This window comes from Aliiglaciecola aliphaticivorans (genome assembly GCF_054782055.1).
On sequence record NZ_BAAGTF010000019.1, the window covers coordinates 241127 to 262794 of the forward strand.

The window sequence follows — 21668 nt, forward strand, 5'->3', positions numbered from 1 at the left end:
TTACGTGGATAAAGTAAATAAAGAAACTGAAGAAACACAAGTAAACCAAGAAACTCAAGCACCTAAAGCATCTCAACAAGATAGTGCCTTCACCCTGGACGTGCAAGATAATGGCGTTGCGATTTTGACTATCGATGTGCCAGGTGAGTCGATGAACACGCTAAAAATGGAATTTGCAGAACAAATTTCAGTCATGTTAGATGAAATCGAAAGTAATAGTAAAATCAAAGGCGTGGTGGTTGTCAGCGGCAAAGAGAGCTCTTTTGTTGCCGGGGCAGACATTAGTATGTTGGCTTCGTGTGAAACTGCCCATGACGTTGAAGTGATCGCCACAGGTGGCCAGAAAATCTTCCAACGCATCGAGAATATGCGAGTTCATTTTGTTGCCGCAATTCACGGCCCTGCATTAGGCGGTGGGCTTGAGTTGGCATTAGCCTGTCACTCAAGGGTATGCAGTGACGATAAGAAAACACAATTGGGATTGCCAGAAGTACAGTTAGGTTTATTACCTGGCAGTGGCGGGACGCAACGCTTACCCCGTTTAATTGGTATTCAGCAAGCCATGAAAATGATGCTCACTGGTGCGCCAGTCCGTGCTAAACAAGGGTTAAAATACGGAATTGTTGACGATATGGTACCTCGCTCAATCCTAATGGATGTGGCGATAGAAAGGGCCTTAACGGCAAAACCTCAACGTAAACCGGTCAAAATGAATTTGACCAGTCAATTCTTAGAAAAAACGCCCATAGGACGAAACACCCTTTTCAAACAAGCTAGAAAACAAACCCTAAGCAAAACAAAGGGTAACTATCCGGCACCTGAGCTGATTATTGACTGTATCGAAACGGGCATCAATAAAGGAATACAGGCGGGTATGACAGTAGAGGCGAAGAACTTTGCTTACTTGGTCATGACCCCTGAATCTGAACAGCTGCGAAATATCTTTTTCGCTACCACTGAAATGAAAAAAGAAACCGGTGTCAGTGGTGTCGAGCCAGGTCAGTTGAAAAAAGTCGGCGTTTTAGGTGGTGGCTTAATGGGCGGTGGCATTGCTTTTGTGACTGCTACTAAAGCTGGCTTGCCCGCTAGAATTAAAGATATACGCTCAGAAGGCGTAGCAAATGCGATGAAATATTCGTATGACCTTCTCAATAAAAAAGTCAAACGTCGTTTTATGCGAAAGTCAGAAATGCAACAACAAATGTCATTGTTAACTGGCAGTGTTGATTACTCAGGTTTTAAAGATGTTGACGTTGTCATTGAGGCTGTTTTTGAAGATCTTGACCTTAAACAGGCAATGGTCAAAGATGTAGAAGAAAATTGTAATGAAAATACTATTTTTGCTTCTAACACCTCTTCCATTCCCATTGGTCAAATTGCTGAAAAGGCTGCTCGTCCAGAACAAGTAATAGGTCTGCATTATTTCTCACCTGTAGACAAAATGCCCCTTGCCGAGGTGATAGCCCACGATAAGACTTCTGACCAAACCATATCTACTACTGTAGAGTTAGCCCGAAAACAGGGTAAAACACCTATAGTTGTCAAAGATGGGGCTGGTTTTTATGTTAACCGAATACTTGCTCCTTATATGAACGAAGCCGCGAATATCCTTTTATCAGGCGAGCCCATTGAACATATCGATAAATCTTTAGTTAAATTTGGATTTCCAGTGGGCCCGGTTAAGTTGCTTGATGAAGTAGGTATAGATGTAGGTACTAAAATAATCCCTATTTTGATGGCCCAGTTTGGCGAGCGTTTTAAGTCGGCAGATGCGTTTGATAAAGTGCTAGCAGATGATCGCAAAGGCAAAAAGAATAAGCGTGGTTTTTACAATTATTCAGGGAAAAATGCAGGAAAAGAAGTCGATGAGAGTGTCTATGAACTTTTAGGTATTACGCCCCAGCAAAGTTTAAGCGCAGTCGATATATCTGAACGCTGTGTTTTATTAATGCTTAATGAAGCAGTTATATGTTTGCAAGAGGGGGTCATTCGCAACCCTAGGGATGGCGATATCGGCGCAATCTTTGGCATAGGCTTTCCACCCTTTCTTGGCGGTCCTTTTCACTATATGGATAAGTTAGGCGCAAAATTAGTTGTTGAACGTCTGCAGTTTTACCAGAATAAGTTTGGAGATAAGTATATTCCAGCAACTAAATTAGTTGAAATGGCAGAAAATGATCAAACTTTCTATTGAGTTACTGAATTTATTACTAATTTTAAGTGAGTGGTAATTATTAAGTTTAGTTAATAATGTCTAAAATGTAATTTAATTGTTAAAAGTCGGGCTTTGCTCGACTTTTTTATTTGATATTACTAAAACGTCTGGTTTCGCAAACTGACTTGAGTATAATTCGCGCAATTGAAATGCAACTTTGGTAGGTAGAATGATTTTAGCGATACTGAGCTGTGTGGTTTTTAGCGCGTATTATTATATCGAAGCTTTTAAAAGTGCGTTGCCAGCAAAAAAGTGGGCGGTTGCAGGCCTTATGTTTGGTCCGATGATATTCCCCATGTTTTCAATTTCTCAGCGAGCAGCTTTACGTCAATCTCGTGGTTTTAATAACGTATTGTGTCGAGTCTAAATTCTGTAAATTTAATAGCCAAACGTTAGTAACAAACAAATAAAAAAAAGAGAGGATTGACCTCTCTTTTTTCAAATACTGTCCATGTCATGTTATAAATTCCAATGCATTAGCACTTAAAAACCAATGCCGCCTCCAGGCTTAAGGGCTTTGTTAGCGTCGAATCCAATACCGCCACCAGGCTTAAGAGCCTTGTTTGAGTCGAATCCAATACCGCCACCAGGCTTAAGAGCCTTATTTGAAGCAGTTGATACAGTTTTTTGCTGCTCCGCAATGTTTGCGCCATCTAAATTTGCGCTTGCAGGAGTAGTCGTTAGCATGAGTGCTACAGCATAAGCTTTTAACATCGTTCGGTTCCTCTTTGATACTTTTAAATTATTTTATTTTTAAAACTGACAATTTTTTGTCAATCAAGTATATATCTGCGAGGAATATGCCAACTTTAGGATTTGTTGAAATATTTTACCTTTATTAGGTGGTTTTTTGTTCTGGTTATTTAAAAATGTATAATAAAAACAATGGTTTAAAATTTATATGATTTTTTTACTATTTTTAAAATTTTATTGAAAATACAAAATTTTGATACACCTAAATAAGTGGATAGGTCAAAATTTTGCCGTCCAAATTTTGACAAATGACGGTAAGGGGAGGGAGTACTGGTTTGAATGGAACTAGCGGAAACAGGGGGATTTATTGGCTGCCAATAAACTGGCTAATGTGCACGTTCTCGGTTAGCAAGCGTTCAAATTTGGTGGCGTTGAGGGGTTTACTGTACAAATATCCCTGCAACATTTCGCAATCATAAAGGCTAAGGATCTCTAATTGCTTTTCTTGTTCAACCCCTTCAGCAACCACTTTCAAGCCTAAGTTGTGTGCGATATTTATAATTGCCGCTGTCATGTGTTTGTCAACGCTACTAATGGCGATATCGTCAATAAAGGCTTTATCAATTTTTAAGGTGTTGAGTGGAAACTTCTTTAAATAGGCCAAGGATGAATATCCCGTCCCAAAATCGTCTAATGCTAAGTGGATCCCCTTTTCACGTAATCTTTGCATCATCTGCAAGGCTTGCTCAGGGTTTTGCATTAAGGTTCCTTCAGTTATCTCACACTCTAAATGTAATGGTGACAAACCGACTTTTTGTAAGATACGAGAAATACGATCATCAAGATCGGGTAATTCAAATTGCCGAGCTGAGATGTTCACCGCAACACGTCCAGTAAATAATCCTTGGGATACCCAGCGTTTTGTATCTTCACAGGCCTTGCGAAGCACTTGTTCACCAATATCAATAATTTGGCCTGTCTCTTCCGCTAAAGGGATAAATTGAGCTGGGCTTACAATGCCTTTATCTGGATGTTCAAAGCGCACCAAGGCTTCCATACTAACTAATCTACCCGTTGCAATATCAACCTTAGGTTGATAGAAAACAGTAAATAAATCGTCTTTTAAACCGTAACGAATTAGGTTTTCAATTTGTAACTGACGGACTGCGTTTTGATTCATTTCACCACTGAAGAATTGATATTTATTTCCCCCAGCATTTTTCGCAAAGTACATCGCTGTATCAGAGTTTTTCAACAGCTCCTGGGTTGAGGTGCCGTCTTCGGGATAAAATGCGATACCAACACTGGCACCCAATACAAATTCTTGTTTGTTGATTAAAAATGGATGGGCCATCTGATCTAAAATCCGCTGTGCATAATGATTTATGCGCTGCATATCTTCTTCTCGGTCTACCAGAATACTAAATTCATCTCCGCCTAAACGGTAACAGGTAGCATTGTTGCCGGTAATTTTTTGCAGCCTTTTACCAATTTGCTTAATGAGAATATCACCGGTTTGGTGACCCAAAGAATCATTGATCTTTTTGAAGTTGTCCATGTCTAAACAAACGAGGGCATGGGGAACGTCTTTGCGCACTAAATTATAGTGGCTAGCTTGGAAAAACGAGCGGTTTGGCATTTCCGTAAGCGGATCGGTATTCGCGAGTTTAAGCAACTCTTTTTCCGTACTTTTACGAGAGGTGATATCCGAAAATACACCGACGTAATGGGTTGTTTTCCCATCTTCTCCATGAATGGCATCTACATTTAGCTCCATTTCATAGCGTTCGCCATTGGCCCTTGTAGATTCAACCTCGCCATTCCAGTTGCCTTTTTGCCGTAAGGCTTTTTTCACCTCTTCGGTAAACGCTTCAGGGTATTGATTAAATTTTAGGTAGCTTGCCAAAGCTTGTTCCCGTGTCTCACCGGTATATTCACAGTACGACTGGTTAACGGAAATAAAGTGAAAGCTTGTATCGGCAATAAAAACACCATCGGAAATGGTTTCAATTGAACGTTTATAGAGTTTGAGTTGTTCTTCAGCTTGTTTAAGATGGCTGATGTTCTTCAGGGTTCCGGTCATTCTTATGGGTTGATCGTTATTGTCCCGTTTGACAATCATGCCTCTATCCAAAATCCATACCCAATCACCTTTAAAGGTGCGAGCTCGATAGGTAACTTGAAAATAATCAGACTTTTTATCTATATGAGTTTTTAAAGCCTCTTGCACGCGCACCATGTCATTGGGATGAATATTTGCTTGATAAGATGAATTTGAACGAATATCGTCCTGGGGGAAATCCATGGTTCCCCATGTATTGGCTCGATATACCTGACCACGGTATACATCCCAGTCCCACAGTTCATCGCCACTACTCCAAAGCGTCAGTTTTAAGCGCTCTTCGCTTTCTTTAATCGCATTTTGCACGGCCCGTTTACGACTATATTGACGTAACATCAAAAGTAATATTAATATCGCTGACATGCCGTATAGAGCCATCGCTGGCGTGTCAAGCCAAAATGGTGGGGCAATCTCAATATTCAGTCTAGCGGAGTCAGACCAAGGTCCTTTACCAATCCTGCCTTGTACTTCAAATACATGGTTTCCATAGGTTTCTATGGAAAACGAGGCAAACTTCTCGTTGTTGCCTGTTTCAATCCAAGTGTCTCTCCAACCCAGCAATCGATATCGATAATTCAACTCATCTTGGTACAGCGAATTTACGTTACTAAAATAAACTGCGAAGGGAATATTTTCGTAAGACAGTGAAATATTGTTGGTTAAGTTTAGTGGTTTGGTTAAAGGAGAACCTTCAACACCTATGGCAACAGGCTTATTGTGGATCCTTAATTCAGTCAGTTTTGGTGAGTCTAACTTAGGTAAAGTCTGTAAATTGTCGATGTTGCGAAAGGTTAAATCGGTTAGCTTCTCTGGGTTAAATACATGGAAGCCATCGGTGCCGCCAAAAAACAACATGCCTTCTTGAGTCATCAAGGTAGCGCCTTGATTTAAATCATTGTAATCCAATGTTTGCCTGGGAATGGTTTGCAGTAATTCACCGGTTTCCAGGGAGATTTGCCATATCTCAGATTGACTACCTTGCCATACTGATGTTTGATTTTGGGTATCTAATACAGAGTTAACTACTATGCCTTTACCACTGTATCCACGAGGATGAATTTGTTCTACGGGCGCGTAGGTTTGTTTATCAAGTTTGAAAATTCCATGTTTGCCCGTAGATGCCCAAAATGCATCTGCAGTTTCATGAATGTTGAAAACTACCGGTTGAGCTTCGTCCAAATTATTCTGCAATAAAATTCGCGTAGAATTGGAATAATTTTGATCTGTTACATAGATACCTGAATCGGTTTTAAGCCAGATATTGTTCTGACTATCTGATAATAACTGGGCAATAACGCTACTGTTAAGTCCTTTATAAGATATCTTCTTAACGGCTTGGTTTAGATCCACGGCATCGACTAAAAATGACTGTTCTTTGACGTCTTTTACCCAAAACTTTTCTTGCATGGGTTCTAATTCAGTGATGGGGATACCTGAAAATAACGATTTCACATGGCTTAAGCTTTCGTTCTTGAATTCATATATGTGGATACCACTGTCAGTGGCAAGCCACAAACGTTTCTCTGCATCAATTTCCAAATCCCAAACTAAGGTGGTAGAGCTTTTCAAAAAATGCTGAAACTCGCCGGTTTGCGTACTATAAAGGCTAACCCCACCACTTAATGGAGCAATCCATATGGTATTATTACCATTATCAGCAAACGCCCAAATACTATTACTGATGCTTGGCATATTATCGTTTAGTACTTTGAAATGTTTGATCGCGGAAAATAGCTTGTGGTATTGAAATAGACCAGAAGTGTGGGTACCAAACCAAATGGAATTGTTACTGTCTTTAAAGGCTTTGATAATAAATGGATTGACTAGACCAATATAGCGACCGTTATTTTGATCGATGGAAAAAACTGTTTTCTCAGCACTATCATAGATACTGATACCATCAGTTGTACCTAACCAAATATTACCATCTTCGCTTTGTACAATACTGCGAACCAAATTATTAATAATTTTTAGTTCATCTTTTCTAGAAGCGTTCAACTGTAATTCAACTTGATAATCGTCTGATAAGACTAACGCACCAATTGAAGTACCTAACCAATATTGACCATCAATTTTTATGATGTCATAAAGGTTTTTAGCCTGTAGATGAATATTCCAAGGATTTTCTTGTTCTAAATTGTAGAGTTTATTGGTTTTTGGATCGACCGCGAAGATGCCGTTTCTTTCCGTACCCAACCAAATAATATGCTCTTCTGCATAAATGGTTCTAACTGAATCATTCAGCTGCACATCATTACTAAAGGTAAGAGCGGTGAAATCATCCAATTCTGGATTGTATTCGTATAGCGACTTTTCGCCCGAAAAAAGTAATTTGCCTTGGGTGGTTTCACCTATGGCCCAAAAGTTTTGGGATTTTAAGCTGGAGTTGTTTTGGGTGTAAACTTGGAAACTATCTTTTTCAGGTATGTATTTGGCAATTGCCCCAATACTTGAAAACCAAAGATTATTATTGGAGTCGATAAATAACTTACGGATCATTTCGATGGGAAATTGTTTTCCGTCAGGCAGTTTAACTGTGTATTGTTTGAAATCTACACCATTGAACCGGTTTAAGCCGTTAACAGTGGCAACCCAAATATAGCCTTCTTGATCTTCAATAATATCCAGTACAGTGCTTTGCGATAGCCCTTGTTGCACTGAAAAATTACGAAGCTGAATATCAGCTACATTGGCGAAGGATTTGGATTGGCCGAAGGATAACAGCAAGAAAACTGCCATTAGCCAAACAGATTGAAGTAATCGACTCAAATCAAAAATTCACTTATCGAAAATGCGTTTTGTTTTTTTATTATTATTTTTTTCATAAAAAGCAGTAGCAATTTGACGAATCTAAAAATGTAATATGCCGAATTTAAGGTCACTGTACAAGTTCTGAGTGACTTCTTTACCGTATAAATAACAAATATTTACAAATTCGATTAAAAACCGTTCTAAAAATAGGCTTTATTAACAATGACATTGCATACAAGTTGTCAGTTATAGTGAACGTCTAAACATCAACAGTGCTTTGCGTTGAGTACCAAGATTTAGATTATGTAGGTTGCCTGTTGCTTAAACGCAGTTAAATCTTTTATCGCTTGTCCTTGGGCTGGAATGTCATCGGGTTCATTTTTATTTCCACAGCAATAAAGAACAAGTGTTCCCACATCAGCCGGTGCTATGAGCTTTTGACAGAAATTTTTAATATCATCAAATGTTAATTTAAACAGGGCATTGGCAATGGCTTTTTGTAAATTAAATTCAAGGTCTTGGTTACCGATTGCAAGCCATAATCTTTGGGCTTTCGCGGTTAAATTAGTGTCACTGCCTTCTAACTGTTTAGAAACGCTAGTTCTAACATGCGACCATACCTCCTGATAATCATCAATACTTGAGGTGATTTCATTAAGGAAAGTTTTAATTTCAGCTAATATGTGATTCGCACTGTAGTTTGGCGATTGCGCATAAAACACCATTCCCGGGTGTTGATTGAGGGGTAAATAACCACTTCCTACTAAATAGCCTAGTTGTTTTTCATTACGGATTTCGTGGAAGAAAGGAGACGCCAGCAACTGTTCCACTAAGATTGTTAATGCCACATCTTTTGTATCTGCCGAAGGCGTTTGTAAATATAGCACAACTGCCGAATCTGGATGTTGACTAGATACCTGGTTTTCATAATGGATCACATTTTTCAAATCCACCACTTCTCTTTTAATTTGGGTTAAAGGGAGTGTGGGCTTCGGTAGGTTATCTAATCTGCTAGCAAACTGCTTGGATTGCGCTAACGTCCAGTTTCCGAATACAAAGGCTTCCACGGAATACTGTTTAAACAGTTGGGATTTTAGCCAATAAATGTCTTCTAGAGTGGCATTTTCAACGATTGGTAACAACTCTAAAGGGGCGTATGTAAAACGCTGTATCAAGCCAGATAGTCTTGCAAAAAGTCGGTTAATAGGTTTGTTTAGTAGTGAGTTTTGTAGATTTTTAAGTTGCTTTTGTTTGACCTGTTCGAATAAGGGTTGTAGATCAACATTTTCCATTATTTGGTTTAAAATATTTAAACTTAATTCAAGTTGGTTATGGGAATAACCATTTGTATGAATGGAGAAGCCACCTTGGTGTGCATATAGGTGGTAATGCAAACCTGCAACCCCTGCGTGATAGAATTGATCATTTAAATGCTCAACCATTAGGGCTACCCACAGTCGCTTATATGCAGACACTTTAATCCCTTGAGTAACCGCCTCGCAATCGAATGAAATAAAGCAATCACCTTTAGGCTGACTAAATTGTGAATCTTGCGCAAACCAAACCTGCAGGTTTTCATTGTGTAAAATTTTGCTTGGCAAAAGATATTTTTCATTGGTCGTTACTAAAGTACAAGACTCCGTAATATATGGATTAGGAGAAGGTAAATGAAGGTCTTCTACAGCCCTAGGAGATGATAATGCGGTTAATAAATCTTGTTCAATAGGCTCAATTGCATATGGGGTTTCATACCAACTCGCTACTTTATCTGTGTGTAGGTCTTTACTGATTATTTTTAAGCGCATGTTTCGTGGACTCATAAAGCTTAAACACGTCTTTATGGGATGAAAGCTGTAATCAGTAATGAGGTAATCTCCGGATAATATATCCGTATCCTGGTAGTGAAACATTAAATTGGAAAATTGCATTGCCTCATCTAAGGGTTTCGCATTTTCAATATGTTCAAAGGCTAATTTTCCTAAAATAGCTTTCTCTTTAACACGCCAGGTTTCAAGACCTTGTTCTGCAATTAAGTTGATATAGTAAAACAAGCTATTCAAAATCCCTGAAATATTGTCTTCACCACATTTAGTCAGTTGTAAGTTGACATTAAAATCTTTGAAACCATTACCATTGATCCCACCCCCAGCACTCAAATTCATCGCCCAATTTAGTCGTTTATAATGATTCAGCAGGCTGCCGTTGCCTTCATCACCTAATAAATGGCTAATAAACTCCAATGGTTTGGATGCGTTGTAATGTTGCATATCGGGTAGGGCAAAACTGACGATTAATCGGCGGGCATCCTTGATAGGTTTAATATTGATTTTCACACCTAACTGTTCAGGTAAGTACAACGGTGGCAGCGTGGGGCGTTGAAAATCTTGGCCAGAATCGAACAGGGAAAACGTCTGTTCAACACACTTTTTTTGCACTTCTAACGACATTTCACTGACTATGCATAAGGTCATGTTATTAGGAATATAGTGTTTCTCATGCATTTTAATCAATGCAGTTTGTATGCTTGCTAAAGAATGTGCAGAAAATGTATCTTGGTTACCAACGGAAAATTTACTGAAGGGATGATCTGGGTTGCAGGTTTCTTTATGTACTTGATATAAACGCCGTAAATCATCGTGTATTTTTAATTGAAATTCTGCCTCTATGGCAGCAATCTCTTTTTCGATGGCGGCTTGAGTAAACAAAGGTTTAAACAGCATGTCGGCAAATCGTTGTAGGCCTTCAAGAAAGTGAGAATGCGTCACATCAAAGTGGTAGTTTGAAAATTCTGTGCCTGTCCACGCGTTTGCACTGCCACTATGTGGAGAAAGGTACTTATCCAAATTGTCGGCCTCTGGATAAGTTTCACTGCCGTTAAAAAGCATATGTTCAAGTAAGTGGGCTAAACCGGGAATATGCTTAGGATCATCAAAGTGACCCCCTTGAATGCAGGCTGCAGCTGCGGATTTTCGACATGCAGTATCGTTCACCAATAATACTCGCAAGCCATTAGCAAGGGTGACATGTAAATAAGTTCTCTTGTCGTTTGTACTTAGCAGCAACTCAATCACCTTCTTTGAAGTTTGATACAAGCATAACTGATTAAAAATTTTTTTAAATAAACTGAAAGAATTTGTTTACTAAAAATAGTCAACTGCAAAAATTCATAGCATAAGCAAAGTGAAGTTATTTACTGATAGTGGGTAGATTATAAAATCTGAATAGAAACCTCATGTTTGCGAAGTTAACTTACCATAAAAAGTGAAATTATCTAATTTCCAAAATAAACCGCTAAAACAGGTCGTTTTTCTTGTCTTTCGGCTCTACTATATGAAATTGAATTCAGGCAATATATTTTTTAGCAATAATCTGCACATTAGTTTGTGTTGGAAGACTTCGTATATGGACCAATTATGTACATTTTTGTGATGCGTCATGGTGAAGCCGAGCCATCTTTACAAAATGATCAATTAAGACCTTTAAATGATTATGGTATATCTCAGGCTCAAAAAAGTGGAGACTGGCTAAAATTGTTTGCAAACAACGCTAACATATCACTCAGTCACGCTATGGTGAGTCCATTTCTGCGAGCTCAACAGACATTTCAGCAGGTAAACTTAGCCACCAAGATTGCCGATATTCGTTCTAATTCAGATTTAGTGCCCAGTGGTAATTGCCAAGCATTGCATTATTCAATCGACCATTTTGCCCAAGAGCAGCAAAATGTGACTGGATTATTATTAGTTAGTCATATGCCATTTGTGAGTTATTTGGTAGACGAAATGTGCGAAATAGAAGAATTGAGATTGTTTTCTACCGGTACAATTGTGTGTATTGATTATGATCTGGAAGAGTCGAAGGGACGCATTGTGAAAACTTTTACCCCTGAATAGTTTGCGGCTTATTTCTGGTGTAAATTCCTACAGTTTTTGTTTTTTATTCCGATAAAAACCTGAGGGGAGGCCTATGTCTAGTAAAAGTTTACCTGCTTACTTACAGCAGGCTTTACAACAGCACGTGGAACAATCGCAACTAACTCATGATGATGAGTTGGAAAGTATTTACGTGCGTCTGGCAAACCTCAACGAAAACGTAGAAAAAATGAAACAGGCAATCTTGCTCAAACGTTCACAAAAGCAATCTTAAACGTTGCATCGGTTTCGTTATGTCTAACCTACTAAGCAGACTACCAGCCTCTTATTCATTTTATAAATGGTATCCCTAGGTTGTTTCGTCTTCCGGGGGAATACTGTAATAAGCTGGCAGTACTCTGACGGTTTTGACCATGTTATCTTTAATTTCAATAATTTCTAACGGATAACCATAAATCCGCACGCTGATATTGGCATCTGGAATATCTTCTAAATGTTCCAAAATCAATCCATTTAAGGTTTTAGGACCTTCTGTGGGAAAGTGCCAATCCATTTCTTTGTTCAATTCTCTTAAGTTAGCGCTACCGTCAACCAACACACTGCCATCTTGTTGAATATTCGCTTCTTTGGAATGGTCAGGCACTATACTGGTAGTGAAATCACCAATGATTTCTTCCAAGATATCTTCTAATGTCACTAACCCTTGAATGTCGCCATATTCATCAACAACTAATCCAATTCGCTCCTTAGCCGCTTGAAATTGGTACATCAAAGTGTGTAAAGGCGTTGACTCAGGGGTGAAATAAATTTCTCGCACAGCACGTAATAAACTGGCCTTGGTAAACTGGTCTTTAGACAAAAGGCGCAGTGCATCACGCATGTGAACAAAACCAACTGCATCGTCGATGCTGTCTCTGTATAACAGCACGCGAGTGTGTTGGGCGTTAACCAGTTGGCGCTGTATATCTTTCCATTCGTCATTGATATCAATGGAAACGATTTCACTGCGGGGGATCATAATATCTTCCGCAGTAACCTTTTCTAAGTCCAAAATACCAACCAGCATTTCTTGGTGCTTTTGAGGAATGAGCGCGCCAGCTTCGTGCACCACAGTGCGTAACTCTTCACGACTTAGGTTTTTACCATCGTTATTCACCGGATTCACGCGTAACAACAATAATAATCCATTACAAATGCCATTTATTAAATAAACCAAGGGATACAACAGGAACATCAGTGGCAGCAAAATAATGGAGCTGGGGAAGGCGATTTTTTCAGGATACAGTGCGGCCACCGTTTTCGGAGTCACTTCAGCAAAAATAAGGATGACAAAGGTTAAACCGAAGTTTGCGATAGCTAATCCCCAAACATCACCGAATAATCGCAAGCACAATATTGTCGCCACAGAGGCAGCCGCAATATTGACCAGGTTATTCCCTATCAGGATTAATCCTATTAGTCTGTCAGGGCGCGCGAGTAGTTTAGTAACACGCAGGGCTCCTTTGTGACCTTCATTTTCAAGATGCTTTAGTCGATATCGATTAATCGACATCATTCCTGTTTCAGAGCTAGAAAAATATGCAGAAAGAAATATCAGAATGCCGAGCAGCGTAATTAACGTACTCGTCGAGATGTCGTCCAACTAAATAGTTCCTATATTATGGGTCAGGTATGAATGTATGTTTATCTTCATCAGGATTCAAGCTGAATATGTAATTACTTTACGCCTTTAAAATCACTTCTTTCACAAATCGACTACCAAAATAAGCCAATGTTAGCAAAAATGCCCCAACTAGGGTTGCAGATATTACCGGTTTGCCCCGCCATCCCCATTGATGATGGCCAATGGTGGTAGCGGAAAATATTAACCATGCGATAACCGATAACACGGTTTTATGAGCTTGCTCATTGGCCCACATATTATCGAGAAAAAGGAAGCCGCTGATCAATGATAAGGTCAAAAGTAGGGTGCCAGCTAATAATAATTTAAAAAATATGGTCTCAACGGTCATCAGTGGCGGTAAGGACGAATGCAATAGCGATGTTTTTTTCTGTTTTAAGCGTTCATTAATATAAGCCAATTGCAACGCGTACAACACGGCAATAATTAAACAACCATAGGCAAGCAACGCCAAAGTGATGTGTATCACCAAATCGGGTTGCAGTTGAATTTGCATGATATGTACTTCTGGAATTAACGCACCAAGGAGCACGATAAGTGCGGAAAACCCAAAAACAACTGGCATTAAAATGGCGGTTGCCAGTGCAAAAGATGCAATTGTCATTGTGACCGTAACCAACCATGCAATCAATGAGGCTACATTGAGCATACTCATATTCGCACCAGGCGCTTGATTGAGAGCCTCTATCAATAAATAAAGGTGAGTTGTTAAGGCTAGAAAAGCCGGTATTAACATAAGTTTAGGGTTCGGACCTTGGTGGTGAAATAAACGTGAGGTTACCCAGCCTGCGGCAAACAGATAAAAAACGATGCAGACAATTTCTATTAACACTTTTAAAAGCCCTATGGTAAGTAGTCGTAATTCAAACAGTTAGAGTGAGAAAACTGATTAAGTTTACCGTATATATTAAACCAGCCCAAATAAATCTTCTTAATAGTAAGGTTCTTATCTTCAAATACATTAGGTATAATCCTAATTATCAGAAATAGGAAACAATAGAATTATGTTTGAGAACCTCACAGAACGTTTAGGTAAAACCCTAAGAGATATTAGCGGTAAAGGCCGATTAACCGAAGATAATATCAAAGACACTCTACGTGAAGTCAGAATGGCATTGCTGGAAGCGGATGTTGCATTGCCCGTGGTGCGTGATTTTGTTGCACAGGTTAAAGAGCGAGCTGTGGGCACTGAGGTCACTAAAAGCCTAAAACCTGGCCAAGTTTTCATCAAAATTGTTCAATCTGAACTTGAATCAGTTATGGGCGCGGCTAATGAAAGCCTCAATTTAGCGGCTCAGCCTCCAGCGGTTATTTTGATGGCAGGCTTACAAGGTGCGGGTAAAACCACCAGTGTTGGTAAGCTTGCAAAGTATTTAAAAGAGCGTGAAAAGAAAAAAGTATTGGTGGTCAGTGCCGATGTTTACCGTCCCGCGGCTATTAAACAACTTCAAACACTTGCTGAAGATTTAGATGTTGGCTTTTTCCCTTCTAGTACTCTACAACGTCCCATTGATATTGCTAACGGCGCAATCGATCATGCGAAAAAGCAATTTTTCGATGTGCTAATTGTGGATACTGCGGGTCGTTTGCACGTAGATAATGAAATGATGGGAGAAATCAAAGATCTCCATGCAGCGGTTAAGCCAATTGAAACCTTGTTTGTGGTAGACGCCATGACCGGTCAGGATGCAGCTAACACCGCGAAAGCCTTTAATGAAGCGCTTCCGTTAACGGGGGTGATCTTAACCAAAGCAGATGGTGACGCTAGAGGTGGTGCCGCGTTATCAGTCCGTCATATTACCGGTAAACCGATTAAGTTTATTGGTATGGGTGAAAAACTCGATGCCTTAGAACCTTTCCATCCTGAGCGTATTGCTTCTCGCATCTTAGGCATGGGAGACGTACTGAGCCTGATTGAAGAAGTTGAGCGCAAGGTTGATAAAGACAAAGCGCAAAAACTGGCTAAAAAGGTGCAAAAAGGCAAAGGCTTCGATCTGCAAGATTTTAAAGAGCAGTTAGAGCAAATGCGCAACATGGGCGGCATGATGGGCATGATGGATAAATTGCCTGGCATGGGCAACATGACGGCGCAAATGAAAGAAAAGGCCAATGACAAACAGTTTACCCAAATGGAAGCCATTATTAATTCTATGACGCCGGGTGAACGTCAGCGTCCAGATATTATTAAAGGTTCGCGAAAACGGCGTATAGCTGCTGGCTCGGGAACGCAGATTCAAGACGTCAATCGCTTGCTAAAACAGTTTACCCAAATGCAAAAAATGATGAAAAAAATGTCCGGTGGTGGCATGAAAAAAATGATGCGAAACATGAAAGGTATGATGCCTCCAGGTGGCGGAATGGGTGGCCCTGGTCCAGGTGGCATGGGAGGAATGTTTCCACCTAAGCGTTAAAACAGTTTAAGATGTTGAGCTGGAGATGTACCTTCAGCTCTCACTTTCCCCGCCATTTAATATCTAAAACACCTAACCTCGAATATATTCATCGCAAAAATGTCGAAATAACCCACCTGATTACAATAAAGCTGTATCGTTAAATTCCTAACTTTTTGAATTTCCCTTTAGTTGATTGCATTTTTTCCTCTTTCACGGTAATTTTTGATTTAGTTGATTATTTATTGAGCAAGTGAAATGGAGTTGTGGCAAGGGCTGAAAAGAAGGAACGTGGTTAAAGTTGCCATTGCGTACCTTACATTGGGGTGGTTAATCGTGCAATTTACTGATAATTACTTAATTATTAGCAATTCCAAGCTATTCTTAGTTGCATTCCTAGGCCATATCAGTATAATTCGGCGGCCTTGATTTTCGGTGTCTTTGATATCGAAGAGCAGGGCAAACAAGTTAACAGTAACGCTATTACGAGTTTGAGGCATTTATATGGTTACTATTCGTTTACAGCGTGGTGGCGCTAAAAAGCGTCCATTTTATCAAGTAGTGGTTGCAGACAGTCGTCGTGCACGTAACGGCAAGTTCATTGAGAACATTGGCTTTTTCAACCCAACTGCACAAGGTCGAGCAGAGCGTTTGCGTTTAGATCTTGAGCGTGTTGAGCATTGGGTAGGACATGGTGCAACCTTGTCTGAGCGCGTTGCTCGCTTGGTAAAAGATGCAAAAGTCGTAGCTGCGTAAGCACTACAGAAATTGAGGTATAGATGAGTCTAGCGTCTGACACAATAGTGATTGGCAAAATCGGTGCACCTTATGGTGTGAAAGGTTGGGTTAAAATCACTACCTATACTGACGAAACACAAGGTGTATTTGAGTATTCACCATGGCTTTTGGGCGATGGTAAAAAAGAATATATCGTTGACCTCTGGCGAACGCACAATAAAGGCGTTGTCGCGAAACTGGTTGGGGTGGAATCTCGTGATGATGCTGAAAGTATCAAAAATCTAGAGATTTCCATTAAAGCTGAACAGCTACCTGAACTGGCCGATGATGACTATTACTGGCGAGACCTAGTCGGCATGCAAGTTATAACCGAAAATGGTTACGATTTGGGTGTAGTGAAAGAACTGTTTGAAACGGGTGCTAACGATGTGATGTTAGTGAAAGCCAATTCAAATGATGCTTTCGGTCAAAAAGAACGCATGTTGCCATTCTTGCGAGAGCAGGTTATTAAAACGGTTGATATGCAGGCTAGAACAATCAAGGTTGATTGGGATCCCGGGTTTTAAATGAACCCACTAATGACAGAGCAAGGGGCTAACTCTTGCGAACTTCGTTGGTTTGGTGTGGTGAGTCTGTTTCCAGAAATGTTTAGCAGCTTTACTCAGCAGGGAGTAACAGGGCGAGCGGTGAAAAACCGATTGTTGAGAGTAGATTTCTTTAATCCAAGGGATTTTACCCACGACAAGCATCGTACTGTTGATGACCGCCCTTATGGCGGTGGTCCTGGGATGTTGATGATGGTTCAGCCATTAACAGACGCAATACACGCTGCCAAGAAAGCAGCGGGTAAACCAACTAAGGTGATTTACCTTTCACCTCAGGGAAAGAAGTTAGACCAAGCCGGTGTGAAGGCATTGTCTGAAAATGACAGCCTGATATTTGTCGCCGGTCGTTATGAAGGTATCGATGAGCGAGTCATACAGTCACAAGTCGACGAAGAATGGTCGATTGGTGATTATGTGTTAAGCGGTGGAGAACTTCCGGCGATGGTGCTAATGGATGCGATATCGCGATTTGTGCCAGGTGTGTTGGGACATGAACAATCAGCAGAACAAGATTCGTTTACTGATGGTTTATTGGATTGTCCTCATTATACCCGTCCAGAGAGCTTAGATGGTCGTAATGTTCCTGAAGTGTTATTAAGTGGAAATCATCAAAAAATCAGGCAGTGGCGGTTACAACAGTCGCTAGGGAGAACCTGGCTACGACGCCCTGAATTGTTAAATGACCTAGCTCTGACTGAGGAGCAAGAACGTTTATTGGAAGCATTCCAAAAATCGTTTTCGCAGCAAGATGACAGTTAATCTAGGATGAGAGGATATGATGAGCAAAATCAATCAAGATATCATCAAGAAAATTGAACAAGAACAGTTAAAAACTGATCTTCCGTCCTTCGGGCCGGGTGACACAGTTGTTGTTAAAGTACGAGTTAAAGAAGGCGACAAAGAGCGTCTTCAGGCTTACGAAGGCGTTGTAATCGCTAAGCGTAACCGTGGCCTACACTCTGCATTCACTGTACGTAAGATCTCTAACGGCGAAGGCGTTGAACGTGTTTTTCAAACACACAGCCCTGCAGTTTCTTCTATTGAAGTTAAACGTCGTGGTGCGGTACGTCGAGCTAAGCTTTATTATCTTCGTGAGCGTTCAGGTAAATCTGCACGTATCAGAGAAAAGCTTAACTAAGATTTTAATTAATGCGTTATTGTTAACTTGTGAAAACCCGCGAAAGCGGGTTTTTTTATGCCCTAAGAAAAATTATGAAGTTTATGAATAGTTGATGAATGAGGATTTGTAGGCTTAATTTCATATTTTCAACTTACTTTGTAAAAAATACCTAGTAGGTCATAAATACCTGTTCAGTTAACCTTCAGTTTTTGCCTGTTACTCTTGTAATTATCAGATTTGCATCAATATTTAAGTTAAGTCCACAGTGAGTAACGTATTGGTATAGTTTCTGCAATCCCTAATACCAAAACCAATGATTTGATTGCAAAAAAGGCAAACAAGTTGAAAAGTTCTGCTGTATTTTCACTAACGGAGAAAAGAATGAAAAAAACACTTTTAGCAATAACCCTGTCAACTTTGATTATCAGTGGCTGTGCTTCTAATGCCAATAATGCGCAAAAAGGAGCTGGAATAGGCGCTGTGTTGGGAGCGCTGGCTGGAAAAGGCACAGGCGACAATGACAAGAGTCGCTATGTTTGGGGGGCTGCTCTAGGCGCTTTAGCTGGAGGCGCTATTGGTAACTACATGGATAATCAAGAAGAAGAGTTCCGAGATGAGTTGGCGCAAAGTGGTGTTGAAGTGTATCGAGAAGGCGACAGCATTCGCTTAGCTATTCCCGGTAATATCACCTTTGAAACAGGAAAGGCTTCAATCGTTACCAATTTTTATCCGGTACTGAATGATGTGGCTAAAGTCATCAATCGTTATGAAAAGACTCGCTTGAGCGTTGAGGGGCATACTGATTCTGTTGGTGATGCAGCCTACAACCAACAATTATCGATACAAAGAGCAAATAGTGTGGCTGCTTATTTAGAGTCAAATGGAGTGGCTACCAGCCGTTTGCAGACGTTGGGATTTGGTGAGTCACAACCCATTAGCAGTAACGATACCGCAAGCGGTCGTCAGCAGAATCGTCGAGTGGAATTGCGGATTATACCTGTGCAATAATACCGGCATCTTATTAAGTACGAAGATGTGCGCTTTTATCTTTCTGTACAGATCTCAAAACGGTTTCTTTTGAAACCGTTTTTGTATCTGGGGTCTAGGTAAATTGATGTTATAACACTGGAACCTTTAACACTAAAAATGTATTTACACGAAGATTGGCGAGTGTTGACCGTTGGCGATGGTGATTTGTCTTTTTCCTGGTCTATTTTCAAGGATTTAGCGATTAAAAATGTGAATGCGTCTGTTTTAGACGACAGGCAAAGGTTAATTAGCAAATATCATAAAAATGAAATAGCGAATTTATCTGCCCGTGGGGTGAAGATTGTTTATAACTTGGATATTGGTGATATAAGCAGTTTTCCAGCAAGTTTATCGAAAGTCTTTGATGTTGTTATATTCCAATTCCCTTTAATCCCAGCGTTCAGCAATAAAGCCGAGTTTGAATCTAAAGGGCAATTACATAAAAATACCCTAAATAGATTGCTTATCTGGCATTTTTTGAAGCATAGTTTTGATTATTTTCTCGATCCAAACGGCAAGCAGTTAGCTTATGTCACCTCTAAAGACGTCAAACCTTACTCCCATTGGAATATTGAGAACTTAAATCCACAACCGCAAAAAATAGAGTTTCAAGGCTGGGTAACCTTCAAGCAATCCGGCTTTCCCAGTTATCAACTACGTAATGTTGACCGGGATAAAATACTTAAATCTACTGAAAGTAAAACCTATGTTTGGGGGGATCATAAATCTGATTATTCTGAGCTGAATTTACGCCCTAGTAGCAAACACCAACCTAACCATTGTAATCTGTGTGGCAAAGGACCTTTTTATTCCGCCCAAGATTGGCAACGACATAATCAATCATCCTTCCATCTTCGGCTTGAAGGTTACGAAAAACTTTGGCAAACATTCCTTAACCAAGGTAAGAAACTAAGCGCCGACCCCGCAAATGATAACTAAATACCAACGGTAGATTATTTATATTTGGTTATCATTGCCAATGATTCGAAAAAAACAGTGTCATCATATAGAGTGCTTGTCATGATAAAGGGAATCGCCTGAAATGAACGATTTGAGTGAAAAACAAAAGCTAACTGCTGGTCTGGAATACTTTCCTAGCAACAAAGAAATGCAAGCTCAGCGAATGCATGCCAAAACACAATGCCACTTGTTTAACCAGTTAGCACCAAAAGACTTTAGGCAAGGTATGAAGTTACTCAAAGGGTTATTTGGTGATTGCCACAACTTTTGGATTGAACCACACTTTTATTGTGATTACGGCTTCAATATTCATCTGGGAAAAAATTTTTATGCCAATCATGGCGTTGTCATTTTAGACGCTGCTCCCGTTACCATTGGCGATGATGTGCTGCTCGCTCCCGGGGTGCTTATTTCAACTGCCAGCCATCCTAAGGATCCACAAAAACGTAAAAAAGGCCTGGAAACCGCCCATCCGATTAGTATTGGAGATGGTGCATGGATAGGTATGGGCGCTAAAATTTTACCAGGGATAAACATAGGCAAAAATGCCATTATTGGCGCGGGCGCTGTTGTCACTAAAGATGTGGCAGAAAATACCACTGTAACGGGTGTACCGGCTATTGTGATTGACTGACCAGAATAACAATAAACCCTAGAAACTAAACATTCGTTAAAAAGTTAACGAGAGAGGCCTATATGCAAGAAATTATCACTACACTAGAGAATAATGTTTTAACCTTAACGTTTAATCGTCCAGCCCAAAAAAACGCCATCAATCAGCAAATGTATACCGAGTTGGCCAATGGGTTAGAGCGAAGCTTAACCGATGATGAAATACATTGTGTTTTGATACGTGCTGAAGGTGATACCTTTACTGCCGGAAACGATTTGAAAGATTTCTTACAGCAGACAATGACTGATGCGTCACCAGTACAGTTATTTCTAAGAGCCCTGCCGAAGATGAATAAACCATTGATTGCTGCGGTAAATGGCCAGGCCATAGGGGTAGGGCTAACGATGCTATTGCATTGTGATATTGTGTTGGCGTCACAAAGCGCTACCTTTACAGCTCCTTTTACTAAATTGGGTTTAGTACCTGAAGCAGGATCATCCATTTTACTTCCAAATATCGTAGGTCATGCTATTGCTAACGACATTCTCCTTGCTGGTCGTACACTTAATAGTGAAGAAGCATTGAGTTATGGTTTAGTGTCACGAGTGACGACTGACGATAATCTACAGACCCTTGCCGCTGAGGTTAGTCAACATATTGCGCGCTTACCCGTTAAAGCCATGATGAAAAGTAAAGCACTGATCCGCGATCCGCAAAGAGAAGAAATAAACAATCAAATGACTAAAGAAAATATTGAGTTTGTGAATCAACTGGCATCAGAGGAATTCAAACAAGCCGTTGCGCCATTTTTTAAAAAGAAATAGCGAAAAAGAACAATCGTATAAAAGAAAACGCATTTCATACTCGCTATAAACCTTT

The 21668-nt window shown here is 40.0% G+C and carries 18 protein-coding genes; 13 read left to right on the top strand and 5 right to left on the bottom strand.

The features are described from left to right. Positions 1-4 precede the first annotated feature (4 nt). Both fadJ and ACYVIL_RS11425 read left to right on the top strand, forming a co-directional pair. Positions 5-2194, top strand: coding sequence for a fatty acid oxidation complex subunit alpha FadJ (gene fadJ / locus ACYVIL_RS11420; RefSeq protein WP_460312517.1), 2190 nt, complete (start codon positions 5-7; stop codon positions 2192-2194). A gap of 190 nt (positions 2195-2384) precedes the next feature. Then, the gene (locus tag ACYVIL_RS11425) at positions 2385-2582 is read left to right on the top strand and encodes a hypothetical protein (protein ID WP_303470128.1); all 198 of its coding nucleotides are present in this window, start codon (positions 2385-2387) and stop codon (positions 2580-2582) included. 116 nt (positions 2583-2698) lie between these two features. Here the strand turns inward: ACYVIL_RS11425 and ACYVIL_RS11430 are convergent, their stop codons facing one another. The 3 genes from ACYVIL_RS11430 to ACYVIL_RS11440 form a co-directional block, all read right to left on the bottom strand. Then, positions 2699-2929: a hypothetical protein gene (locus tag ACYVIL_RS11430; protein WP_303470126.1), complete on the bottom strand. Its 231-nt coding sequence runs from the start codon at positions 2927-2929 to the stop codon at positions 2699-2701. A 343-nt stretch (positions 2930-3272) separates the two neighbouring features. Beyond that, positions 3273-7769, bottom strand: a complete 4497-nt coding sequence (locus ACYVIL_RS11435) for an EAL domain-containing protein (protein WP_460312543.1) — start codon at positions 7767-7769, stop codon at positions 3273-3275. Between the two features lie 308 nt (positions 7770-8077). Further along, complete coding sequence (locus ACYVIL_RS11440; protein WP_460312518.1) at positions 8078-10843, bottom strand: insulinase family protein; 2766 nt, start codon at positions 10841-10843, stop codon at positions 8078-8080. 351 nt (positions 10844-11194) lie between these two features. On the opposite strand from ACYVIL_RS11440, the gene sixA reads away from it, so the two are divergent. Further along, positions 11195-11674, top strand: a complete 480-nt coding sequence (sixA, locus tag ACYVIL_RS11445) for a phosphohistidine phosphatase SixA (RefSeq protein WP_460312519.1) — start codon at positions 11195-11197, stop codon at positions 11672-11674. Positions 11675-11747: 73 nt separating this feature from the next. Next, a complete protein-coding gene (locus tag ACYVIL_RS11450; protein ID WP_303470116.1) occupies positions 11748-11927 on the top strand; it encodes a hypothetical protein in 180 nt (59 codons plus the stop codon). 75 nt (positions 11928-12002) lie between these two features. Here the strand turns inward: ACYVIL_RS11450 and ACYVIL_RS11455 are convergent, their stop codons facing one another. Both ACYVIL_RS11455 and ACYVIL_RS11460 read right to left on the bottom strand, forming a co-directional pair. Further along, positions 12003-13295: an HlyC/CorC family transporter gene (locus tag ACYVIL_RS11455; RefSeq protein WP_460312520.1), complete on the bottom strand. Its 1293-nt coding sequence runs from the start codon at positions 13293-13295 to the stop codon at positions 12003-12005. Positions 13296-13374: 79 nt separating this feature from the next. Next, positions 13375-14166, bottom strand: a complete 792-nt coding sequence (locus tag ACYVIL_RS11460; protein ID WP_460312521.1) for a cytochrome C assembly family protein — start codon at positions 14164-14166, stop codon at positions 13375-13377. A gap of 172 nt (positions 14167-14338) precedes the next feature. On the opposite strand from ACYVIL_RS11460, the gene ffh reads away from it, so the two are divergent. From ffh to ACYVIL_RS11505, 9 genes are all read left to right on the top strand, one after another. Then, positions 14339-15745: a signal recognition particle protein gene (ffh, locus tag ACYVIL_RS11465; protein ID WP_303470111.1), complete on the top strand. Its 1407-nt coding sequence runs from the start codon at positions 14339-14341 to the stop codon at positions 15743-15745. Between the two features lie 483 nt (positions 15746-16228). Then, on the top strand, positions 16229-16480 hold the full coding sequence (rpsP, locus tag ACYVIL_RS11470; protein ID WP_303470109.1) for a 30S ribosomal protein S16: 252 nt from the start codon (positions 16229-16231) through the stop codon (positions 16478-16480). 23 nt (positions 16481-16503) lie between these two features. Beyond that, a complete protein-coding gene (gene rimM, locus ACYVIL_RS11475; protein WP_303470106.1) occupies positions 16504-17028 on the top strand; it encodes a ribosome maturation factor RimM in 525 nt (174 codons plus the stop codon). 12 nt (positions 17029-17040) lie between these two features. Further along, complete coding sequence (gene trmD, locus ACYVIL_RS11480; RefSeq protein ID WP_460312544.1) at positions 17041-17826, top strand: tRNA (guanosine(37)-N1)-methyltransferase TrmD; 786 nt, start codon at positions 17041-17043, stop codon at positions 17824-17826. A 19-nt stretch (positions 17827-17845) separates the two neighbouring features. Further along, a complete protein-coding gene (gene rplS / locus ACYVIL_RS11485; protein ID WP_303470829.1) occupies positions 17846-18205 on the top strand; it encodes a 50S ribosomal protein L19 in 360 nt (119 codons plus the stop codon). A 363-nt stretch (positions 18206-18568) separates the two neighbouring features. Beyond that, a complete protein-coding gene (locus ACYVIL_RS11490; protein ID WP_303470101.1) occupies positions 18569-19195 on the top strand; it encodes an OmpA family protein in 627 nt (208 codons plus the stop codon). Positions 19196-19333: 138 nt separating this feature from the next. Beyond that, positions 19334-20155 carry a Rossmann-like fold-containing protein gene (locus ACYVIL_RS11495; RefSeq protein WP_460312522.1) on the top strand — a complete coding sequence of 274 codons (822 nt, stop codon included), beginning with the start codon at positions 19334-19336 and terminating at the stop codon, positions 20153-20155. A 103-nt stretch (positions 20156-20258) separates the two neighbouring features. Further along, positions 20259-20810, top strand: coding sequence for a sugar O-acetyltransferase (locus ACYVIL_RS11500; RefSeq protein ID WP_460312523.1), 552 nt, complete (start codon positions 20259-20261; stop codon positions 20808-20810). Positions 20811-20872: 62 nt separating this feature from the next. Beyond that, the gene (locus ACYVIL_RS11505) at positions 20873-21613 is read left to right on the top strand and encodes an enoyl-CoA hydratase-related protein (protein ID WP_460312524.1); all 741 of its coding nucleotides are present in this window, start codon (positions 20873-20875) and stop codon (positions 21611-21613) included. The last annotated feature ends 55 nt before the right edge of the window (positions 21614-21668 follow it).